Origin of the sequence: Gelidibacter pelagius, assembly GCF_017581925.1 — a bacterium.
Taxonomy (GTDB): domain Bacteria; phylum Bacteroidota; class Bacteroidia; order Flavobacteriales; family Flavobacteriaceae; genus Gelidibacter; species Gelidibacter pelagius.
In genome coordinates this window covers 220598-240352 of sequence record NZ_JAGEVG010000003.1, presented here as the reverse complement: position 1 = coordinate 240352, position 19755 = coordinate 220598, and the positions used below count along the sequence as shown (strand labels likewise).

13 protein-coding genes are annotated in these 19755 nt (G+C 39.5%); 6 read left to right on the top strand and 7 right to left on the bottom strand.

Annotation, left to right across the window (positions count from 1 at the left end):
• Nucleotides 1-119: 119 nt before the first annotated feature.
• The 4 genes from J4051_RS04145 to J4051_RS04130 all read right to left on the bottom strand — a co-directional run bounded on the left by J4051_RS04145 (nucleotide 120) and on the right by J4051_RS04130 (nucleotide 4955).
• On the bottom strand, nucleotides 120-1064 hold the full coding sequence (locus J4051_RS04145) for an NAD(P)H-dependent flavin oxidoreductase (protein ID WP_208232595.1): 945 nt from the start codon (nucleotides 1062-1064) through the stop codon (nucleotides 120-122).
• Nucleotides 1064-2677 carry a S8 family serine peptidase gene (locus J4051_RS04140; RefSeq protein ID WP_208232594.1) on the bottom strand — a complete coding sequence of 538 codons (1614 nt, stop codon included), beginning with the start codon at nucleotides 2675-2677 and terminating at the stop codon, nucleotides 1064-1066. The genes J4051_RS04145 and J4051_RS04140 overlap by 1 nt, the downstream gene beginning before the upstream one ends.
• A gap of 32 nt (nucleotides 2678-2709) precedes the next feature.
• A complete protein-coding gene (mnmA, locus tag J4051_RS04135) occupies nucleotides 2710-3897 on the bottom strand; it encodes a tRNA 2-thiouridine(34) synthase MnmA (protein ID WP_208232593.1) in 1188 nt (395 codons plus the stop codon).
• A 347-nt stretch (nucleotides 3898-4244) separates the two neighbouring features.
• A complete protein-coding gene (locus J4051_RS04130; RefSeq protein ID WP_208232592.1) occupies nucleotides 4245-4955 on the bottom strand; it encodes a toxin-antitoxin system YwqK family antitoxin in 711 nt (236 codons plus the stop codon).
• A gap of 66 nt (nucleotides 4956-5021) precedes the next feature.
• On the opposite strand from J4051_RS04130, the gene J4051_RS04125 reads away from it, so the two are divergent.
• Nucleotides 5022-6014 carry a fasciclin domain-containing protein gene (locus tag J4051_RS04125; protein ID WP_208232591.1) on the top strand — a complete coding sequence of 331 codons (993 nt, stop codon included), beginning with the start codon at nucleotides 5022-5024 and terminating at the stop codon, nucleotides 6012-6014.
• A gap of 97 nt (nucleotides 6015-6111) precedes the next feature.
• Here J4051_RS04125 and yidC read toward each other — a convergent pair whose 3' ends face one another.
• The 3 genes from yidC to J4051_RS04110 form a co-directional block, all read right to left on the bottom strand.
• Nucleotides 6112-8007, bottom strand: coding sequence for a membrane protein insertase YidC (gene yidC / locus J4051_RS04120; protein WP_208232590.1), 1896 nt, complete (start codon nucleotides 8005-8007; stop codon nucleotides 6112-6114).
• 109 nt (nucleotides 8008-8116) lie between these two features.
• A complete protein-coding gene (locus J4051_RS04115; protein WP_208232589.1) occupies nucleotides 8117-9757 on the bottom strand; it encodes a CTP synthase in 1641 nt (546 codons plus the stop codon).
• Nucleotides 9758-10354: 597 nt separating this feature from the next.
• Nucleotides 10355-13123 carry a M16 family metallopeptidase gene (locus tag J4051_RS04110; RefSeq protein WP_208232588.1) on the bottom strand — a complete coding sequence of 923 codons (2769 nt, stop codon included), beginning with the start codon at nucleotides 13121-13123 and terminating at the stop codon, nucleotides 10355-10357.
• A gap of 202 nt (nucleotides 13124-13325) precedes the next feature.
• On the opposite strand from J4051_RS04110, the gene J4051_RS04105 reads away from it, so the two are divergent.
• From J4051_RS04105 to J4051_RS04085, 5 genes are all read left to right on the top strand, one after another.
• Nucleotides 13326-14210, top strand: a complete 885-nt coding sequence (locus J4051_RS04105; protein WP_208232587.1) for an SDR family oxidoreductase — start codon at nucleotides 13326-13328, stop codon at nucleotides 14208-14210.
• A 90-nt stretch (nucleotides 14211-14300) separates the two neighbouring features.
• Entirely contained in the window at nucleotides 14301-17156 is a 2856-nt protein-coding gene (locus tag J4051_RS04100; protein WP_236027198.1) for a M16 family metallopeptidase, read from the top strand.
• A 242-nt stretch (nucleotides 17157-17398) separates the two neighbouring features.
• Complete coding sequence (locus tag J4051_RS04095; protein WP_208232586.1) at nucleotides 17399-18163, top strand: ParA family protein; 765 nt, start codon at nucleotides 17399-17401, stop codon at nucleotides 18161-18163.
• The gene (locus J4051_RS04090) at nucleotides 18163-19062 is read left to right on the top strand and encodes a ParB/RepB/Spo0J family partition protein (RefSeq protein ID WP_208232585.1); all 900 of its coding nucleotides are present in this window, start codon (nucleotides 18163-18165) and stop codon (nucleotides 19060-19062) included. The genes J4051_RS04095 and J4051_RS04090 overlap by 1 nt, the downstream gene beginning before the upstream one ends.
• On the top strand, nucleotides 19052-19663 hold the full coding sequence (locus J4051_RS04085) for a DUF5683 domain-containing protein (RefSeq protein WP_208232584.1): 612 nt from the start codon (nucleotides 19052-19054) through the stop codon (nucleotides 19661-19663). Before J4051_RS04090 ends, J4051_RS04085 begins: the two co-directional genes overlap by 11 nt.
• The last annotated feature ends 92 nt before the right edge of the window (nucleotides 19664-19755 follow it).

The window sequence follows — 19755 nt, the reverse complement described above, 5'->3', positions numbered from 1 at the left end:
CTTCCCCTTTGTGTTTATATCATGTTTATCAATGTTGTTGTATAGCCTTTGTCAGAGTCTTATCAAGCTCTAAATAAATACATTACAAAATTTAGAATCCTGGGAATATTTCGAAGAGTTTAAAACAACGTACTCACCTGTTGCTTCGCTATTTCATACTCAGATAGCATGTCTTCAACAATTTTTGCAACTGGTTTAATATCGTGGATCAACCCTGAAATCTGACCAATCTCTAATTCGCCTTCCTCCAAATCACCTTCAAACATGCCACGCTTTGCTCTTGCCCTGCCCAATAAATCTTTGAGATCCTCAACAGATGGAGATGTCTTGTACAATTCGACAATATCATTATAGAATTTGTTTTTGACCAACCGTACAGGTGCTAATTCTTTTAATGTCAAGTGCGTGTCACCTTCTTCGGCGTTGATGACAACTTCTTTAAACGCTTGATGTGCAGAACTTTCTTCACTGGCCACAAATCTACTGCCTACCTGAACCCCATCAGCACCTAATACCATAACCGCCAACATACCCTGTCCAGTGGCAATTCCTCCAGCCGCAATGAGCGGAATGTCCAAAGCTTCGCTAACCATTGGGATTAAAGTTAAGGTGGTACTTTCTTCTCTTCCATTATGACCGCCTGCCTCAAATCCTTCGGCTACAACAGCATCAACACCAGCTTCTTGAGCTTTCAATGCAAATTTCACGCTACTCACTACATGAACCACAGTGACGCCGCGCGCTTTTAACCAAGTGGTCCAAGTTTTAGGATTTCCTGCGGATGTAAAAACAATCTTCACCTCTTCATCCACAATAATATTCATGATCTCTTCAATATTCGGATAAAGCATGGGTACATTCACCCCAAAAGGTTGATCCGTAGCCTTTTTACATTTTTGAATATGTTCCCGTAATACATCTGGATACATGGAACCAGCACCAATCAGACCAAGAATTCCTGAATTACTCGAAGCTGAAGCCAGTCTCCATCCACTGTTCCAAATCATTCCTGCTTGTATGATTGGATATTTAATTTTGAAAAGTTCTGTAATTTTATTTGACATTAAGATTTTATAAATTTAAAATTGAGTGATTTACTATTTGAACTGATATGAAGCATGTATAATCCTGAAGTTAAATGCGATACATCGATATTGGAATGGGTAGTGGAATACACCTGTTCAATTATGAGCTTACCAAGGGCATCATAAATCCTTAGAGTTCTTTCCTCTCTACTTGCTGGCAGTTGAATATGAAGCCGATTTGAAACAGGGTTGGGATAGATCTTAAATTCTTGGACGTCGCTTCCTGGTACTGAAAGTCCAAGAGAAAGCGCCAATTGAAAATTCGGAATGCCGTAGCCTAAAAAATAATCCGGTGCGGTGTATTGGGAAGCTGACAGTCTCACAAATTGCTTAATCTGCTCTGCATTGGCGTTCGGAAGTGCTTGCCACAAACAAGCAATACCTCCTGCCAAAATGGGCGAACTAAAAGACGTGCCATTATTTGCTACAATAGCATCCATTTCATCAATCACCATAGATCCTAATCCTTGTGCCACCACATCTGGTTTTTGGGTGGATTGAGAAGCATCGCCTCTTGAACTGAAGGCAGCATATTCTCCTTCACCATTTACCGCGCCAACGGTTAAAACTCCAGAAGCATCTGCTGGAGCCGTGACAATACCCCATGATTTGTTCCCTGAATTCCCCGCTGAATTAACCACTAAAATCCCTTTTTCAGAAGCGATGTTAGCACCTCTACTAATGAATGTCGTCGTTCCATTCATATCTGATGGTACATAATTATAATTGGCATTATCAAACGTATTATAGCCTAATGACGAATTGATAATATGGACTCCCAAACTGTCAGCTCGTTCTGCTGCTTCGACCCAATAACTTTCCTCAATAGGGTTTTCAAAGTCTGCCTCTTCGGTTCGGAACAAATAATAGGATGCATCAGGTGCAGTACCAACAAATTCATTTTCAATATAACCTCCCATGGTGCTCAACACTTTAGTGCCGTGAGAACTGGCAGTGTAGTCATAAATGGCTGAAGTTCTATTCACAAAATCATAGCCACCCAACAATCGGTTGTTTGTTCTTAATCTATTGAACGATGTCATGGTGTTCACATTGGCGAAGCCGGCATCAATCACTGCGATAACAATCCCTTCTCCTGTATAGTTTTCAATATGAAGCGCATCCACATGAATCATGTCCACTTGATTTTGGGCACTTCCGTAATCAAAATCTTCTAGTCCAGTCTCAATAGCAAACTTGTCTTGCTGGATGGTTGATCGAGATAAACCGGTTAAATTTTTATCTGCAAATTCAATTCTGTCCACAAATTCCCAATCAAAAAGTGCAGTAATATCCGAAACTTCACCTCTGACGTGAACCGCATTCATCCATTTTGATTTTGCCAAAACAGTGATGCCATTAGCAGATTTTAGAATAGAGATATAAGATTCATTGACAGGCACATCTCTGACATCAATAGGAATTTGATGTGTGTTTCTTCTTGTAATGGCTTGTTGGGAAAGAATAGTGATGGGATTTTGAATCGAAGCCTCTACATTTTCCTTATCCGTCAAATACACCCATGCATCTTGTTGTGCGAAGACAACATGAGAAAAGCATATAAGTAGAAACAGGAAAACGTTCACTTTCATCAGCAATAATTTAGCTAAATTATTACTGCAATTTAAGAAATAACTCCCGAACCAACTAATTCGTCATTGAGGTACCACGCCACAAACTGGCCTTCGGTAATGGCCGATTGCAACTCTTCAAAAACCACGTAAAGCCCACTATCCACCTGATGCAAGGTTGCATTTTGAAGCGGTTGACGGTATCTGATTCGCGCTTTGACCTCCATAGTTTGATCCAACGCCAACGTTAAATCCTCACGAATCCAGTGCACCTCATCATTAGAAACGAATAAGGCTTTTTTGAGCAATCCTGGATGTTCTTTTCCTTGTCCTGTATAAATGACATTCTCTTCAACGTCAGTTTCTATCACGAAAAGAGGTTCAACCGTGCCGCCAACGGCAAGCCCTTTGCGTTGACCTTTTGTGAAGTAATGTGCGCCTTGATGTTTGCCCACCACCTTTCCATCTGCGATATGGTATTCAATTTTTCGCGACATATAAGCGAGTTGATCTTCTGCAGAAGTGAATTCAGGCTCTAACTCGTTGAATATATTTTGCTCGGATGGAATTTCGACAATCACACCTTCTTTCGGTTGTAGTTTTTGCTGTAAAAACTCGGGCAGCCTAACTTTTCCAATAAAACAAAGGCCTTGGGAGTCTTTTTTGTCTGCGGTAATCAGATTCTGCTCCGTTGCAATTTTGCGGACTTCAGGCTTAGTCAATTCGCCAATAGGGAATAATGCCTTAGCTAATTGGTCTTGTGATAATTGGCACAAAAAATAAGACTGATCCTTGTTATTGTCAACCCCAGCAAGCAATTGATAGATTTCCTTTCCGTCTTTTTCAAGAGTTCCTTTACGGCAATAATGGCCGGTGGCTACAAAATCAGCACCCAAATCGAGCGCGATTTTCATAAACACATCAAACTTGATTTCTCGGTTGCAAAGCACATCCGGATTTGGTGTTCTACCTTTCTGGTATTCATCAAACATATAATCGACGATGCGTTCTTTGTACTGTTCGCTCAAATCGACGGTTTGAAATGGAATCCCCAATTTATCGGCAACCAACATGGCGTCATTGCTATCATCCAACCACGGACATTCATCAGAAATAGTCACGGAATCATCATGCCAGTTTTTCATGAACAAACCAATGACTTCATAGCCTTGCTCCTTTAATAAATAGGCAGCAACGCTTGAATCAACACCTCCAGAAAGTCCTACGATTACTCTTTTCATTTTGCAAAATTACGAAGTTTATGGCAGATTAGGTAATGTGGGAGTGAATTTGAAAATGAAGTTGGAAATTTGACGGATGACGGATGACGGGTGACAGAGGACGGGTGACAGAGGACGGCTGACAGGGGCTTATAGGTTATTTCACAGAGGATTCATAGAGAAAAATTGAGTTTCAAGGAGACACTGAAAACTATATACTTAAGCCCCGAATGTACCTAATCGCTACGGGCATCCTGAATACTGCCTGCCCGTCCGTAGCTTTAGCGAAGACGGGAACACTGAACACTGCCGACCCGCCCCGAACGTGACTTATCGGTACGGGCAGGCTGAACACTGAATATTGAACCCTACTGTTTCATCGGATTCTTACTATACACCGTAAAATCCTTTTCTTCCGTTAGAACACCTTTCTCATAAAACTTCCAGATGCCGTGTTTTTGGTCGTTTCTATAAGCGCCTTCGGCCAACATCTTTCCATCTGCATCATAATATTTCGACATGCCGTGAAGGACATCATTTTCATAGGTAAACTCCTTGATGAGCACTCCTTTTTCTGAAAACACTTTAGAAACACCATCAATTTTTCCATTGATATAGTAGGATTGCTCCGCCATTTGACCATTGGGATAATACACCAACTTTTCACCCTCAAGTTGCCCCTTATCACTATAGTGTTCAACCGTCATGATACCTTTGGTTTTATTGTGATAATACACCCATTTTCCAACAAAGAGTTTGTTGATCATTTGTCCTTCGCTTATCAATTTTCCTTTGGAGGAATAGAATTTCACAATAATATTGTCACTATTGGGGTCAAATTCCCGGGTGGCACTTAAGACACTCTTATTTCCATCCAATTTATAGAATTTAAACATCCCCACTTCCTTACCATGATCAAATGTGCCCTCATACCGGGGTTGGTCGGTCTGCTCGAAATGCACTTTCCAAAACCCATGCCGCTCACCATCTTGATCCAATTGATTTACAGAGTTTTGCGCATACGAGTCTGTTAAAAACACTGTTAAAAAGAATAAAAAGAATATATTTTGTTTAATCATTTCTTATTTTTGTTAAACAAACTAACGTAAGGTTAGTTTTTATGTCGAACAAATAAACTCAAAAAAATGAAGATTATTTCAAAAACTCTCAAAATTCTACCATTACTATTACTTGTTATAGGTTTTCAATCCTGTAGTAGTGATGATGACAACAACACTGAACCTCTACCAATGAATATTGTAGAAACAGCAGTTGCTACCTCAGACCTCAGTAGTTTGGTGGCAGCACTTCAAGCGGCCGATGGTAACTTAGTAAGTGTATTGAACGGCCAAGGGCCATTTACCGTTTTGGCTCCAACAAATGCAGCATTTCAAAAATTCTTAACGGATAATGGCTTTGCAAAATTAAGCGATGTCCCAACGGATGTACTTTCTCAAATTTTGCTAAACCATGTCATTGCAGGAAATGTGAAATCTACAGACTTAGTTGATGCTGGTTCAGGCTATGCAAACACGAGTGCAACTGGTCCAGGCGGGAAAAACTTAAGCCTATACTTTAATACCACGGATGGTGTGAAGTTCAACGGAATTTCAAAAGTCACCGTTGCAGATATCTCTGCAACCAATGGAACTATTCATGTGGTGGATGCCGTTATCGGCCTACCAACAGTAGTAGATTTCGCATTGGCAAATCCGGCCTTATCCAGTTTAGTAGCTGCCTTACAGTCTGCAGATTCTCAAGATCCTTCTCCAATTTTGATTCCTACCCTTTCAGGAGATGGTCCATTTACGGTGTTTGCACCAACCAATGATGCTTTTGCTTCGTTGTTGAACGAACTTGACCCAACGGGAGAAACAACTTTAGGTGATGTTGATCCGGCAACGGTTGAAGCCATTTTAAAATATCATGTTGTGAGTGGTAATATCACTTCGGATGCTATTCCAACGGGTGCAGTATCAACACTTGGAGGAGAGGTGACTATCAATGCATCAAATCTTACAATTACAGATCCGAACGAAAGAGTTAGCAATATCATCCCTACATTAGTAGATATACAAGCTACTAACGGTGTAGTTCACGCTATTGACAAGGTCATATTGCCAGAAATGGGACAATAGTTTCAATTTTAATTACCCTCAACAACTTTGTTGATTAATAGCAAAAATGCCTCTGAAGTTTTCAGAGGCATTTTTAATTGCAAATCGAAAAACGTTTTTAGCGTTTTCCTTGTTTTTTCTGTGCTTCAGCTTGTTCCATCATTTCTTTCATCTTCTTTTGGAACTTGCTTTCTTTTTTAGGTTTTGCTTTATTCACCTGAATTTGTGCATGGATCTTATCCTCATCCAAAATAAAGTTCTTGATGACCAACATGATACCAATACTAATCAAGTTCGAAATGAAATAATACAAACTCAATCCTGATGCATAGTTATTAAAGAAGAACAACATCATAATTGGCGAGAAGTAAATCATATACTTCATCATTTTCGCCATGTCCGGCATTCCCTCTTGAGTTGGCTGTGAAGCCATTTGCTGTCCTGTAGTCATTTTCATATAGAAGAAAATTGCAATGGACGCCAAGATCGGAAACAAACTCACGTGATCTCCATAAAAAGGTATCTTGAATGGTAAATCTGCAATAGTATCATATGACGATAAATCATCTGCCCAAAGGAAACTCTTCTGGCGGATATCAAATGCCGACGGAAAGAATTGGAACAAGGCATAGAACACCGGCAACTGAATCAATGCCGGCAAACAGCCACTCAGCGGACTTGCACCAGCTTTAGACTGCAATGCCATTGTTTCTTGTTGAATTTTAAGCTTATTATCTTTATATTTTTCCCGAATGGCATCCAACTCTGGCTTAATGATCTTAAGCTTTGCCTGAGAGAGGAATTGTTTGTACTGTACAAATGACAGACATATTTTGATCAAAATGGTCATCACTACAATAGCAATTCCATGAGACATATAAGACCCTAAGAAGGCAAATAATGGAATAAACAAGTAACGGTTGATCCAACCAAATATACCCCAGCCCAACGGTAAGATTTCATCTAAATTTCTATCGTAGGCATTCAAGATTTTATAATCACTTGGACCGTAGTATAAGTCCATGCTCTTATTAATCTCACCACCTTCAAGAGCCAATGGCAACTTACTCGTAAATGCTTTAGTAAAAATGGTATCTATATCCTCATCCTGAACTAAGTTTCTAGACGTAAAGTACCCCGTTTTAAAAGGCTGATCAGCTAAAAGAATGGATGTGAAAAAATGTTGCTTATTGGCAATCCAAGTGACGTCTTTGGCCGTATCATCAGTAGATTCGCCTTGACCCAAATAATCATCTTTACCGCCTTCATATTCAAAAATAAGCTCTGTATATCTATTTTCATAAGAGATACTTTTGGCGTAACGGTACGTCTTGGCGTTCCAATCGAGGTTAACTTCCTGTGAACTGTTGATCACATCATTTAAACCTTGTGAGCGCACGTTGAAAGCAAACATATAATCGTTTGGCTTCAGCTCATAGCGATATTCCAAAAACTTACTTTCTGAAACTTTAAGCTTCATGGAAACCACAGTATTCTCACCATTTTTAGTAATCGTTGGCTCAAAGTAAAGATCTTTGGTATTCAGATTTCTGTTATCTGTAGTAGAGAAAGAAATATTGAAAAGAGCATTGTTGTCTTTTATAAGATAAATCGGCATGGAGTCATGAGAAACAAACTCTTTAAGTCTTACTTCTGATAAATAACCACCCTTGTTGCTGAATTTTAACTCCAACAAGTCTGTCTCCACCAAAGTTTCATTGTCTGTAGCAGATGGCAATGTGGACGCATAGGCAAAAGCACCCAATCTGTTTTTTAACGATTCAAGCTTTGTGGAATCCAAAGCCGTTTTGTTGGTATAATCATCAGCAGAGGTAACGAAGGTGTCTTTTTTAACTGTTGCTTTTTTCTCGGCTTCTACTTCGGCCTGTTTTGCTTGTTCTTGTGCTGCAACTTCTTCAGGAGTTGGTTGGTTCTGCCATAGCATGAACAATAATATTCCGAAAATAAGAACGAATCCTATAATAGAATTGAGATCAAATTTTTTTTCTTCCATTTATGTGATGTTCAGACCTGACATGTTACAATAACTTTTAAGGTCTTTTTTAAGTTGGTAATTAATTCTGTTTTTGATAAGATTGGATAACACAAAAATGCAACCAAATTTAATTTTGTGTCATACTGACACGATTTTTATCTTTTTTAAAATCTACTGCAGCTTTTACAAAGGCCACAAATAACGGATGTGGATTGGCCACGGTACTTTTATATTCTGGATGAAATTGCACACCGACAAACCAATTGTGCGACGGAATTTCAACAATTTCAACCAAACCAGTGTCAGGGTTGAGACCTGTTGCCTTCATGCCGGCATCTTCGATTTGCTTTTTATAAGCATTATTAAATTCATAACGGTGACGGTGACGCTCTAAGATATCAGTCGTTTGATACACATCGTGAGCAATGCTTCCTTCTTCTAACTGACAAGCCCAAGCTCCAAGTCGCATCGTTCCCCCTTTGTCTGTGACATCTTTCTGCGATTCCATTAAATCGATCACAGGATCAGACGTATGTGGATTCATTTCAGTAGAATTCGCGTTTTTCAAGCCCAAAACATTACGGGCATATTCTATAACTGCCATTTGCATGCCCAAACAAATGCCTAAAAATGGGATATTATTTTCTCTGACATACTTCACCGCTTCAATCTTTCCGTCCACGCCGCGCTCTCCAAATCCTGGTGCTACCAAAACACCGTCCAAATGTGCGAGTTCTTTCACTGCATTTTCTACAGTTAAATGTTCAGAATGGATAGGTATTACCTTTACTTTTACTTCATTTTCAGCACCTGCATGAATAAAAGATTCTAAAATAGATTTGTAAGAATCCTGTAATTCAACATATTTTCCAATCAAACCAATGGTCACTTCACTCTTTGGATTTTTCAATCGCTTTAAGAATTGATTCCACTGGGTTAAATCCGGTACATCGCTTTGAAGGTCCAGTTTTTTAAGCACCACTTTATCCAAGCCTTGTTCCAGCATTAAATTGGGTACATCATATATCGTCGAGGCATCAATAGATTGAATGACCGCTTCTTCACGAACATTGCAAAACAACGCCAGTTTACGTCGTAAGTCCATTGGCAACTCATGTTCAGTACGGCACACCAAAATATCGGCCATGACCCCACTTTCCATTAAGGTTTTGACACTGTGTTGGGTAGGTTTTGTTTTCAATTCGCCTGCAGCCGACAGATAGGGCACCAATGTTAAATGGATGACGATCGCATTATGTTCTCCCAAATCCCATTTTAATTGACGCACGGCTTCAATATAAGGCAAGGACTCAATATCCCCAACGGTTCCTCCTATTTCTGTTATGACAATATCATACTCGCCAGATTTTCCAAGGAGTTGGACTCTGTTCTTAATTTCATCCGTAATATGTGGAATAACCTGAACGGTTTTACCCAAAAATTCGCCGCGGCGTTCCTTTTCAATAACACTTTGATAGATCCGTCCCGTGGTAACATTATTGGATTGACTTGTAGGCACATTTAAGAAACGCTCATAATGTCCCAGATCCAAATCGGTTTCTGCACCATCATCAGTAACGTAGCATTCCCCATGTTCATAAGGGTTCATCGTTCCTGGATCGACATTAATATAAGGGTCTAATTTTTGGATCGCAGTTCTGTAACCTTGAGCCTGAAGTAATTTTGCCAAAGAAGCTGCAATAATGCCTTTCCCTAAAGAAGACGTTACACCCCCTGTGACGAATATGTATTTTGTAGTAGTTGTCATGTTGCGCTGTTAAACGCAGGCAAATTTACAAAATTTAAATAGTTATTAGAGCATCTAATTTTAGTTATTTATCAGGGCAAACAATCATCTATTAAGTCACTTAAGGCATTCATGTGCAACCACTTGTAAGAGTTTACGATTTTAAAATAAAATAATAAATATCTTCAGTGCAGACCCTCGAGGTGTCGAATGGAAGCATTCTACCAATTCAGAAATAAGATTTGTGCCACTAGCCAATGCTGGAAGGTAAAAGATATATCCCGCTAATCCCATAACCATCCGCAGAGATTATCCCATTAGATATCGGGACAGCCAGCAAAATCCAATGCACTTCACTTTTGAGTTTTGCCTGCCTGTCGGCTGACAGGGGTTCCGGATCCCGCCCAAATGCGGGATTATCCCGATAGAACTATCGGGACAACCGGCAAAACCCAATGCGCTTCGCTTTTGAGTTTTGGGTTTCATCCCGCCCTGAAGCGGGATTAGTTCAACCATCAAAACCCAATGCGCTTCACTTTTGAGTTTTGGGTTTCACTAAAAAAACCTGCTCCAAGCGCAAAACAGTTGAAGCAGGTGATTATGTTTGTTACAATTTTATTAATCTACTTTTTTATCCTCTTGCTTAATTTCAAAATTATCAAAATCGCCACCATTCACTACCGTCCAGTTTTCGTAATCCTTAAAGTACTTCTTAATGGCTTTATTGACATCTTCAACGGTTAATTTTTTGACTTGTTTTTCAACATTCTCCTGGAACATCATATCTCTGTCCAAATACAAATTGTTGCTGATGACTCTCGCCAATTCATTATCCTTGGCTCTCGATACATTCTGCTCTTGTACCCAACCATTGACAGCATTCTTAAGTTCTTCTTCCGTAATACCGTCAGTGATATAGCGTGCAATTTCCTCTCTAAAACCTTGCTGCACCTTTGCTGCATTTTCTGGAGCATAAATGGCATAAATGTACATGGACGAGTTTTTATCATCCTTATTATTATCCACTTGCACATTGCCGCCTGCACCATAACTCACACCGTCTTTTTGACGTAATCGACCTGCAATACGAGAATTTAAAAAACCACCTCCAAAAATCTCTCCTGCCACTTGTAACGCAGCATAGTCATCGTTATATTCGCTTCCTTCAAAAGACAAAACACCTAAAGTGAAGGCATTTTTCTTGTCTGGGGTGAGAATTTTTTCATTTGCTGGCTTACTGTTTTGAAACTTATTACTGATTTCCGTATAAGGTTTATCCGATTTGAAATCGGCATAGGTTTTATCGAAATAGGTCTTTACCGCTTCTTCATCCATATTGCCAATAGCCACTACAGAAGTGCTTTTGTTGACTCCATAAAAACCTTTGTAATAGGCTTTTAAATCAGCTACATTCACTGCTTTTATTGCAGCAATTTCCTCATCTAAAGTCATACTATATAAAGGATGTCCCTTTTCATAACGGTTGTTCAATAAACCTATTTGTCTCGAAACTACAGATTGTGGTTCTGATTTGCGCTCTTCCAGGCTGGCCAAGTCTTGAGTTTTCAGTTTTTCCAACTCCGTGGCGTCAAATACGGGGTTTTTCAACATATCTGTCATCAATGCCAAAGTTTCCATTAAGTTTTCCTCCGTACTATTGACCGATGCTGTAACACGACCGTTGGATCCACTAAAATATACAGACGATTTTAAGGCGCTCAGCTTGTCCTCAATATCTTGTCTGGATTTTGTTTTAGTGCCTTTGTTCAGCATTTGCGCTGTATATCTTGCAGCGAGCCCTTTATTCATCAACTGATCAACGTTCCCTGTACGTAAAGAGAACGTGAGATTGACGGTTTTACCACGATTGTCTTTTTTGATCAATCCATATTCAATATTGCTACTTGCCAACGTTCCGGTCTGCAAGGTATTTTGAATATTTTCATAAGATACATCAAAGGCTTCGCCAGCATCCAATGCTTCCCTACCTTTATAATTGGCAACTAAGTCTTCAACGTTTTCTGTATGTGGAATACCAACACGTATTGGATTTTTTGTTGGGATAAAATTTCCGACAGTTCTGTTTGTAGGAATAAAATATGTTTTGATGGCCTCATTAACTTTATCAACCGTCATTTCTTCAATACGATCTCTAAAGATGAACGCCAATCGCCAGTCGCCCGCTCCAATAAATTCGCTCATATAAGTTCCCAAATAAGAGGAGTTTCTAAAAATTTGATCCATCTGCTTCAACATATTCGCCTTCGCTCGATTTAATTCAGCCTCCGTTATCGGATGATCTGCCAACTTATCCAAAGTAGTCAAGAAAATTGTTTCGGCTTCAGCTAAAGATTTATCTGAAGGCACATCAACGTTCATATAAAAGAAAGAAGGCTCTTTTGTAAATGGTGTAAAAGACCAGATCCCAGATGCTTTTTGAGTATCAATTAAAGCTTTATACAATCTGCCGGAAGGCTCATCAGTCAAAACTTGCTCAGCAATGGCCAATGCCGCAGCATCTTCATGCGAACCTGCAGGCACATGATAAAGTGCGGACACTATTTGCAAATCGCCCACCCGATTTAAAGTCACCCGTTTTTCGCCATCCTGTGCTGGCTCAATGGTCGGGATATCTTTTAATTCAACATCTGGATTTTTAATTGGTCCGAACTTTTTTTCAACTAACGCCAAAGTTTTTTCGGTATCAAATTTTCCGGTAATCATTAATATGGCATTATCCGGACGGTAATATTTTTTGTAAAAGGCTTGTAAGTTCTCAATTGGTACACGCTCAATATCCGACTTGTTACCAATGGTAGATTGTCCGTAATTATGCCATAAATAAGCAGCACTTGCAACGCCTTGCATCAACACTCGTGATGGCGAATTTTCACCGCTTTCAAATTCATTACGCACCACTGAAAACTCCGACTCCAAATCTTCTTTTGCGATATAGGAATTGACCATTCTGTCCGACTCCAAATCTAAGGCCCAATCTAAATTTTCATCGGTGGCATTGAAGGTTTCAAAGTAATTGGTTCGGTCGTACCACGTAGTACCATTTGGTCTTGCGCCGCGAGCGGACAGCTCTTCTGGAATATTTGGATGATTTGGTGTGCCTTTAAACACCATATGTTCCAGCAAATGGGCCATGCCTTTTTCGCCGTATCCTTCATGACGGGAGCCTACCATATAGGTAATGTTGACAGTGATAGTTTGTGCGGAATTGTCAGGAAACAAAAGGACTTTTAGACCATTGTCCAATCTGTATTCCGTAATTCCTTCTACACTTGCAACTTTTTTGATTTGTGCTTCCGCAGAGAGGGATAGTGAAAGACACAGCAGCATTGCAAATGCAATTCTGAATAAATGGGTGTGATTTTTCATAGTTAATGGATAATTGATTCAGTTTAAAGGTATAAAAAAAATCCCATAAATTTTTCCAATCTCCAAGCCAATAGCTTCTACGCTTTTAAGGAACAAGGACCTCGGAGTATTAAAACCCACTGGTGGGAATAATTTGACTTTCCAGAATGGAATTCATAATATATTATCCGTATTTTTAAATTCACTTAATAAAATATAAAAAATGACTTATACACAAAAAATGCTCAGAGATGATGCTTTAAAAGGAAAAACAATAGTAGTTACCGGTGGGGGTAGCGGATTGGGTAAAGCCATGTCAAAATATTTTTTAGAATTGGGCGCCAATGTTGCGATTACCTCGCGTAATCTTGATAAATTAAAAACTACTGCTGAGGAACTTGAAAAAGAAACCAACGGTATCTGTCTGCCATTGCAATGTGATGTCCGCAATTATGACGAGGTAGAAGCCATGTTGAAAGGGGCAATCAAAAAATTTGGGAAAGTAGATGTTTTGTTAAATAATGCAGCCGGAAACTTCATCTCTCCTACTGAGCGCCTTTCCGCCAATGCATTTGATACCATTATAGATATTGTATTAAAAGGCACCAAAAATTGCACCTTGGCATTTGGAAAACATTGGATTGACACGAAGCAAACCAATACTTCCGTCCTCAATATTGTGACTACTTACGCCTGGACAGGATCCGCTTATGTGGTACCAAGTGCTACAGCCAAAGCTGGTGTGTTGGCCATGACCCGCAGTCTTGCTGTGGAATGGGCAAAATACGGAATGCGCTTTAACGCCATTGCTCCGGGACCGTTCCCTACAAAAGGGGCTTGGGACCGGCTCTTGCCAGGTGATTTGAAAGACAAGTTTGACATGGCTAAAAAAGTACCCCTAAATCGTGTGGGTGAGCATCAGGAATTGGCGAATCTCGCTGCCTATTTAGTCTCTGATTTTTCTGCCTATGTCAACGGAGAAGTGATTACTATTGATGGTGGCGAATGGCTAAAAGGTGCAGGACAGTTTAACCTATTGGAAGCAATTCCGGAAGAAATGTGGGACCAGTTGGAAGCGATGATTAGAGCTAAAAAATCAAATAAATAAGAGGTTTATTATAAACTCTGGTTTTATGAACTAAAAATTTAGTTATATTTAACTCAGATAAATACAAATTAATTTAAACCATTCAATGTTATGCTAAAATCCCTCAAACTCGCAAGCCTTGTGATGTCAGTCTCTTTGATGACTGTCGCCACGGGTTTTGCCCAACAAATCAATGCGGTCAAGCAAAAGACACCTGCTACCAAGACCACTGCTACCGAAAACATTCCTTTTAACCCAGAAGTCAAAATGGGTAAATTGGACAACGGTCTTACCTATTATATTAAAAACAATGGGAAACCCGAAAACAAAGTAGAACTGCGTCTTGTAGTCAACGCTGGTTCAATTTTAGAGGATGAAGATCAACTGGGGCTTGCACATTTTATGGAACACATGAATTTTAACGGCACCAAAAATTTTGAAAAAAATGAATTGGTCAGCTATCTGCAAAGTATAGGTGTGAAATTTGGTGCACATTTAAACGCTTACACAAGTTTTGATGAAACCGTTTACATTCTTCCTATTCCAAGTGATGATCCTGAAAAACTGGAAAAAGGATTTCAGATAATTGAAGACTGGGCGCACAATGCCCTTTTGACCCATGAGGAAATTGACAATGAACGCGGTGTCGTATTAGAAGAATACCGCCTAGGAAAAGGTGCGGATGAGCGGATGCGACAAAATTATTTACCAAAATTACTTTACGGATCCAAATATGCCGATAGATTGCCGATTGGCACCAAAGAAAATCTTGAAACTTTTGATTATGAAAGTCTAAAACGGTTTTACAAAGACTGGTACAGACCAGATTTAATGGCCGTTATTGCCGTTGGCGATTTGGACGTCAAAACTTTAGAAGAAAAAATAAAATCCCATTTCGGAAAAATCCCAGCTGCAAAAAACCCGAGAGAGCGTGCCATTTATGACATGCCAAACCACAAGGAAACCTTTATCGCCGTCGAAACTGATAAAGAAGCCTCCTTTTCGCAAGTCCAAGTTCTGTTCAAGGATTATGACAGTGCAACCCCTGATCTTATTATCGCTGATTATAAGCACGCTATGGTGGAATCACTGTTTGGACAAATGCTGAACAACCGATTGGACGAATTGAGAAACAGTCCAAATCCGCCTTTTGTTTTTGGATTTAGTTATCATGGGGGCACTTATGCCCGAACAAAGGAAGCCTATCAATCGTTTGCCATGACCAGTGAAACAGGACAACTGAACGCTCTCAAGACATTGTTGGAGGAAAATGAGCGTGTCAAACAGTTCGGATTTTTTGAAGGCGAATTGGAACGTGCTAAAAAGGACATTCTCGCCCGATTGGAAAAGGGATACAAAGACAGAGACAAAACGGAATCAGCACAAATTATCAGCCAACTTGTAAACAATTTCTTGGAACAAAAGCCTGTTCCCGGTATTGCATGGGAATACACCTTCCAAAAGGAACACATGCCAGACATTACTTTGGACGATGTCAATTCATTAATTGCCAATTATATTAAAGAAGATAATCGCGTGATCATTCTGACAGGTCCAGAAAAAGAAGGTATTGCTAAAGTAACAGAAGCTGAAGTGCAGGGCGTTTTGGACAACATCAAAAATACGGAATTAACGCCTTACGAAGACAAGGAAGTGGCGGCTGCATTGATGACCGATGTGCCTCCAGCTGGACAAATTACAGATTACAAAAAAGATGAAGCTTTAGGAACCACCACTTTGATTTTGGGCAATGGCGCGACGGTGACCTACAAAATCACCGATTTCAAAAACGACGAAATATTGTTTGATGCCTTCAGTTATGGCGGCACGTCTTTATATTCTGATGAAGACTATAAAGCTACAAGTTTTGCCAATGGCGGCTTGGGCGAGGCTGGGGTAAATAATTTTGACAAAAATGAAATGTCCAAAATCCTTTCGGGTAAAATGGTCAATGTAAGACCAAGTATTGGTGCTTATAATGAAGGCTTTTCAGGAAATGCGTCACCTAAAGATTTGGAAGCATTGTTTCAGTTGACCCATTTATATTTTACGGCATTGAACAAAGATAAAGACGCCTACAATTCTTATAAGGAAAAACAAAAGGCATTTATGTCCAACATGATGTCAAGTCCGCAATTTTTTTTCCAAGTAGAAATGGGCAAATTCATGTATGGCGACAACCCAAGATATATCGGCTTTCCTACTCCTGAAGATATGGAAAATGCAGATTACGACTTGGCTTACAAAAAATATCAGGAACGTTTTGCCGATGCTGGCAATTTTCACTTCTACTTTGTCGGCAACATCGATGAAAAGAAGCTTATAGAATACAGTGAGAAATATTTAGCGAGCTTACCCGCCACACAATCGAAAGCAATGTATAAGGTAGATGATTTCAGGCCATTGACTGGACAGCATGAAAAGATTGTAGAAATAGGAAAAGATCCAAAAAGTATGGTACGCATGACCTATCACGGCCCAACAGAATATTCTGAAAAGGAGGACCATGCCCTAAAAAGCTTAGGCGAAGTGTTATCCATCAAGCTCATTGAAAAACTCAGGGAGGAAGAAGGTGGCGTCTACGGTGTTGGCGCACGTGGAAACATCAACAAAATACCTTATGAGTGGTACAGTTTTAACATCAGCTTCCCATGTGGACCAGAAAATGTTGAAAAACTTACCGCTGCAACCTTAGCTGAAGTTGATAAACTGGTTAAAGAAGGTCCTACAGATGAAGATATGACAAAGATAAAAGAAGCGCAACTTTTAGATTATAAGGAGAATTTAAAAGACAATCGCTTTTGGTTAAGAACACTAAGAAATGCCGACTATCAGGGAATGGAGGCTAAGAAGATGTTGGAATTTGAAAACACCGTGGCCAATTTAACCAAAGAAGATCTTCATAATGTGGCAAAAAAATATTTAACACAAGGCTATATTATTGGGATCCAGAATCCAGAAAAATAAACCACAAAAATTTAGTCCTATTAAAAGCAGTTTCAATTGAAGCTGCTTTTTGTTTGTTCAAGGGTCATTTAATTCCGTAAATAGACATCTGAAATTCCATACAATGACATCATCAAAGGTCCGTTAACATCCAATAATCCCATTACTTCCCATCATATCAGCCCAAACCATTTGTTAACAAGTAACATTTTTTAAACCCACAAATAATTGTATTTTTACAGCGACTAAAACCAGAAGATTTAATGGGTAAAATCATTGCAATAGCCAATCAAAAAGGAGGTGTTGGTAAAACAACAACATCAGTAAACTTAGCTGCTTCCTTGGGCGCTTTAGAGAAAAAAGTATTATTGATAGATGCCGATCCGCAAGCCAATGCGTCATCTGGCCTGGGCATTGATGTAGATAGCGTAGAAGTTGGTTCCTATCAACTTATTGAACATTCTGCAAAAGCAGAACAGTGCATCATTCCTACAACTGCACCACATGTGGATATCATTCCTGCCCACATTGATTTGGTGGCCATTGAAATTGAACTGGTGGACAAAGAAGAACGTGAGTACATGCTCAAAAAAGCCATTCACCACCTGAAGGACCAATACGATTATATTTTGATTGACTGCGCCCCATCTTTGGGACTTTTGACTTTAAATGCGCTTACTGCTGCAGACTCGGTCATCATTCCAATACAATGTGAATATTTTGCGTTGGAAGGATTGGGCAAATTGTTGAATACCATTAAAAGTGTACAACGCATCCATAATCCAGATTTGGATATCGAAGGCATGTTGTTGACCATGTATGACGCCCGACTTCGTTTGTCAAACCAAGTTGTTGAAGAGGTGCAGAAGCATTTTAGTGATATGGTTTTTGATACGATCATTCAGCGTAACGTACGGCTGGGAGAAGCACCAAGCTTTGGAGAAAGCATTATCAATTATGATGTGAGTAGTAAAGGTGCCACCAATTATTTAAGTTTAGCAAAAGAAATTATTAAAAAGAACGATTAATGGCGAAGGCAACAAAAAAACAAGCTTTAGGAAGAGGGTTATCAGCACTTTTAAAAGATCCATCAAACGATATTAAATCGGTTCAGGATAAAAATGCCGATAAAGTCATCGGTAATATTGTGGAGTTAGAATTGGAGGCCATTGAAATCAACCCCTTTCAACCACGAACCAATTTTAACGAAGAAACGCTTAGAGAACTAGCATCCTCCATCAAGGAACTGGGAGTTATTCAACCCATTACTGTTAGAAAGCTTGATTTCAACAAATATCAACTAGTCTCAGGAGAACGCCGATTTAGAGCTTCCAAACTTATTGGGTTGCCAACCATTCCAGCATATATCAGAATTGCCAACGACCAAGAATCCTTGGAAATGGCTTTGGTCGAAAATATCCAACGTCAAGATTTAGATCCTATCGAAATCGCCTTGTCTTACCAACGGCTGATTGATGAAATCCAATTGACCCAAGAGCAAATGAGCGAGCGTGTGGGTAAAAAACGATCGACCATAGCCAACTATCTCCGTCTATTAAAACTGGATCCTATCATTCAAACGGGCATGCGTGACGGATTTATTTCTATGGGACATGGACGTGCCATCATCAATATAGAGGACCAATCCAATCAGCTCGATATTTACGAAAAAATACTTTCCAATAAACTATCAGTTAGAGACACGGAAGCTTTGGTAAAGAACTATCACAACAAAAGCGAAACAAAAGTTTCTGAAAAACCAGAACTACCTACCTTTGTTAAAAATGGGGTAAAGGAGTTTTCAGAATACTTTGGCCACAAAATAGACGTTAAAGTGAGTAAGAACGGAAAAGGGACCATAAGCATTCCTTTTCATTCTGAAGAAGATTTTAACCGTATCAAAAAACTTGTCCAAAGTGCCAAATAATCGCCTTTATACATCTCTATTTATTTTATTTTTTGCCTCTTTCTTCGGATTTTCGCAAACCCCTGCTGATAGTATTCGGAAGGACATTTCCAAAGACATTCCCAAAGAAGCTGTGATTGACAGCATCGTCAGGAAACCCATGAATATTTTAGCGCCATCCCGAGCAGCATTTTACTCGGCCGTGCTACCTGGATTGGGACAAGCCTATAACAAAAAATATTGGAAAATACCTATTGTTTACGCCGCACTTGGCACAGGTATCTATTTTTATTTGGACAATGACAAAACCTACGATCGCTATCGGGATGCCTACAAACGCCGGTTGGCTGGATTTACTGATGACGAATTTTATGGTGATGGCACAACGCCCCGAGTATCCAGTGAGGGCCTTATTAGAGCACAGAATACCCTGCGTCGTAATAAAGAGCTGTCCTTGCTGATTACCTTCGGACTTTACGCACTCAACATTATTGATGCCAATGTGGATGCACATTTGCTCCAATATAACTTAGATGAAAATTTGGCTTTAAAGCCTCATTTTAAATATAGCGAACAGGAAAACTCCACCAATTTGGGAGTAACCTTGAATTTTAAATTTTAAGCATGAAACGAGCATGCTAAAGATTTTGATACCCATGAAAATGTTTAATAGCGAACAGCATGTGTCCGTTAAAAAAAAATAAATATAAACAC

Bases quoted from the DNA above. Each gene is read 5' to 3' on its own strand.
- J4051_RS04145 (WP_208232595.1), bottom strand. From the start codon at position 1,064: ATGTCAAATAAAATTACAGAACTTTTCAAAATTAAATATCCAATCATA.
- J4051_RS04140 (WP_208232594.1), bottom strand. From the start codon at position 2,677: ATGAAAGTGAACGTTTTCCTGTTTCTACTTATATGCTTTTCTCATGTT.
- mnmA (WP_208232593.1), bottom strand. From the start codon at position 3,897: ATGAAAAGAGTAATCGTAGGACTTTCTGGAGGTGTTGATTCAAGCGTT.
- J4051_RS04130 (WP_208232592.1), bottom strand. From the start codon at position 4,955: ATGATTAAACAAAATATATTCTTTTTATTCTTTTTAACAGTGTTTTTA.
- J4051_RS04125 (WP_208232591.1), top strand. From the start codon at position 5,022: ATGAAGATTATTTCAAAAACTCTCAAAATTCTACCATTACTATTACTT.
- yidC (WP_208232590.1), bottom strand. From the start codon at position 8,007: ATGGAAGAAAAAAAATTTGATCTCAATTCTATTATAGGATTCGTTCTT.
- J4051_RS04115 (WP_208232589.1), bottom strand. From the start codon at position 9,757: ATGACAACTACTACAAAATACATATTCGTCACAGGGGGTGTAACGTCT.
- J4051_RS04110 (WP_208232588.1), bottom strand. From the start codon at position 13,123: ATGAAAAATCACACCCATTTATTCAGAATTGCATTTGCAATGCTGCTG.
- J4051_RS04105 (WP_208232587.1), top strand. From the start codon at position 13,326: ATGACTTATACACAAAAAATGCTCAGAGATGATGCTTTAAAAGGAAAA.
- J4051_RS04100 (WP_236027198.1), top strand. From the start codon at position 14,301: ATGCTAAAATCCCTCAAACTCGCAAGCCTTGTGATGTCAGTCTCTTTG.
- J4051_RS04095 (WP_208232586.1), top strand. From the start codon at position 17,399: ATGGGTAAAATCATTGCAATAGCCAATCAAAAAGGAGGTGTTGGTAAA.
- J4051_RS04090 (WP_208232585.1), top strand. From the start codon at position 18,163: ATGGCGAAGGCAACAAAAAAACAAGCTTTAGGAAGAGGGTTATCAGCA.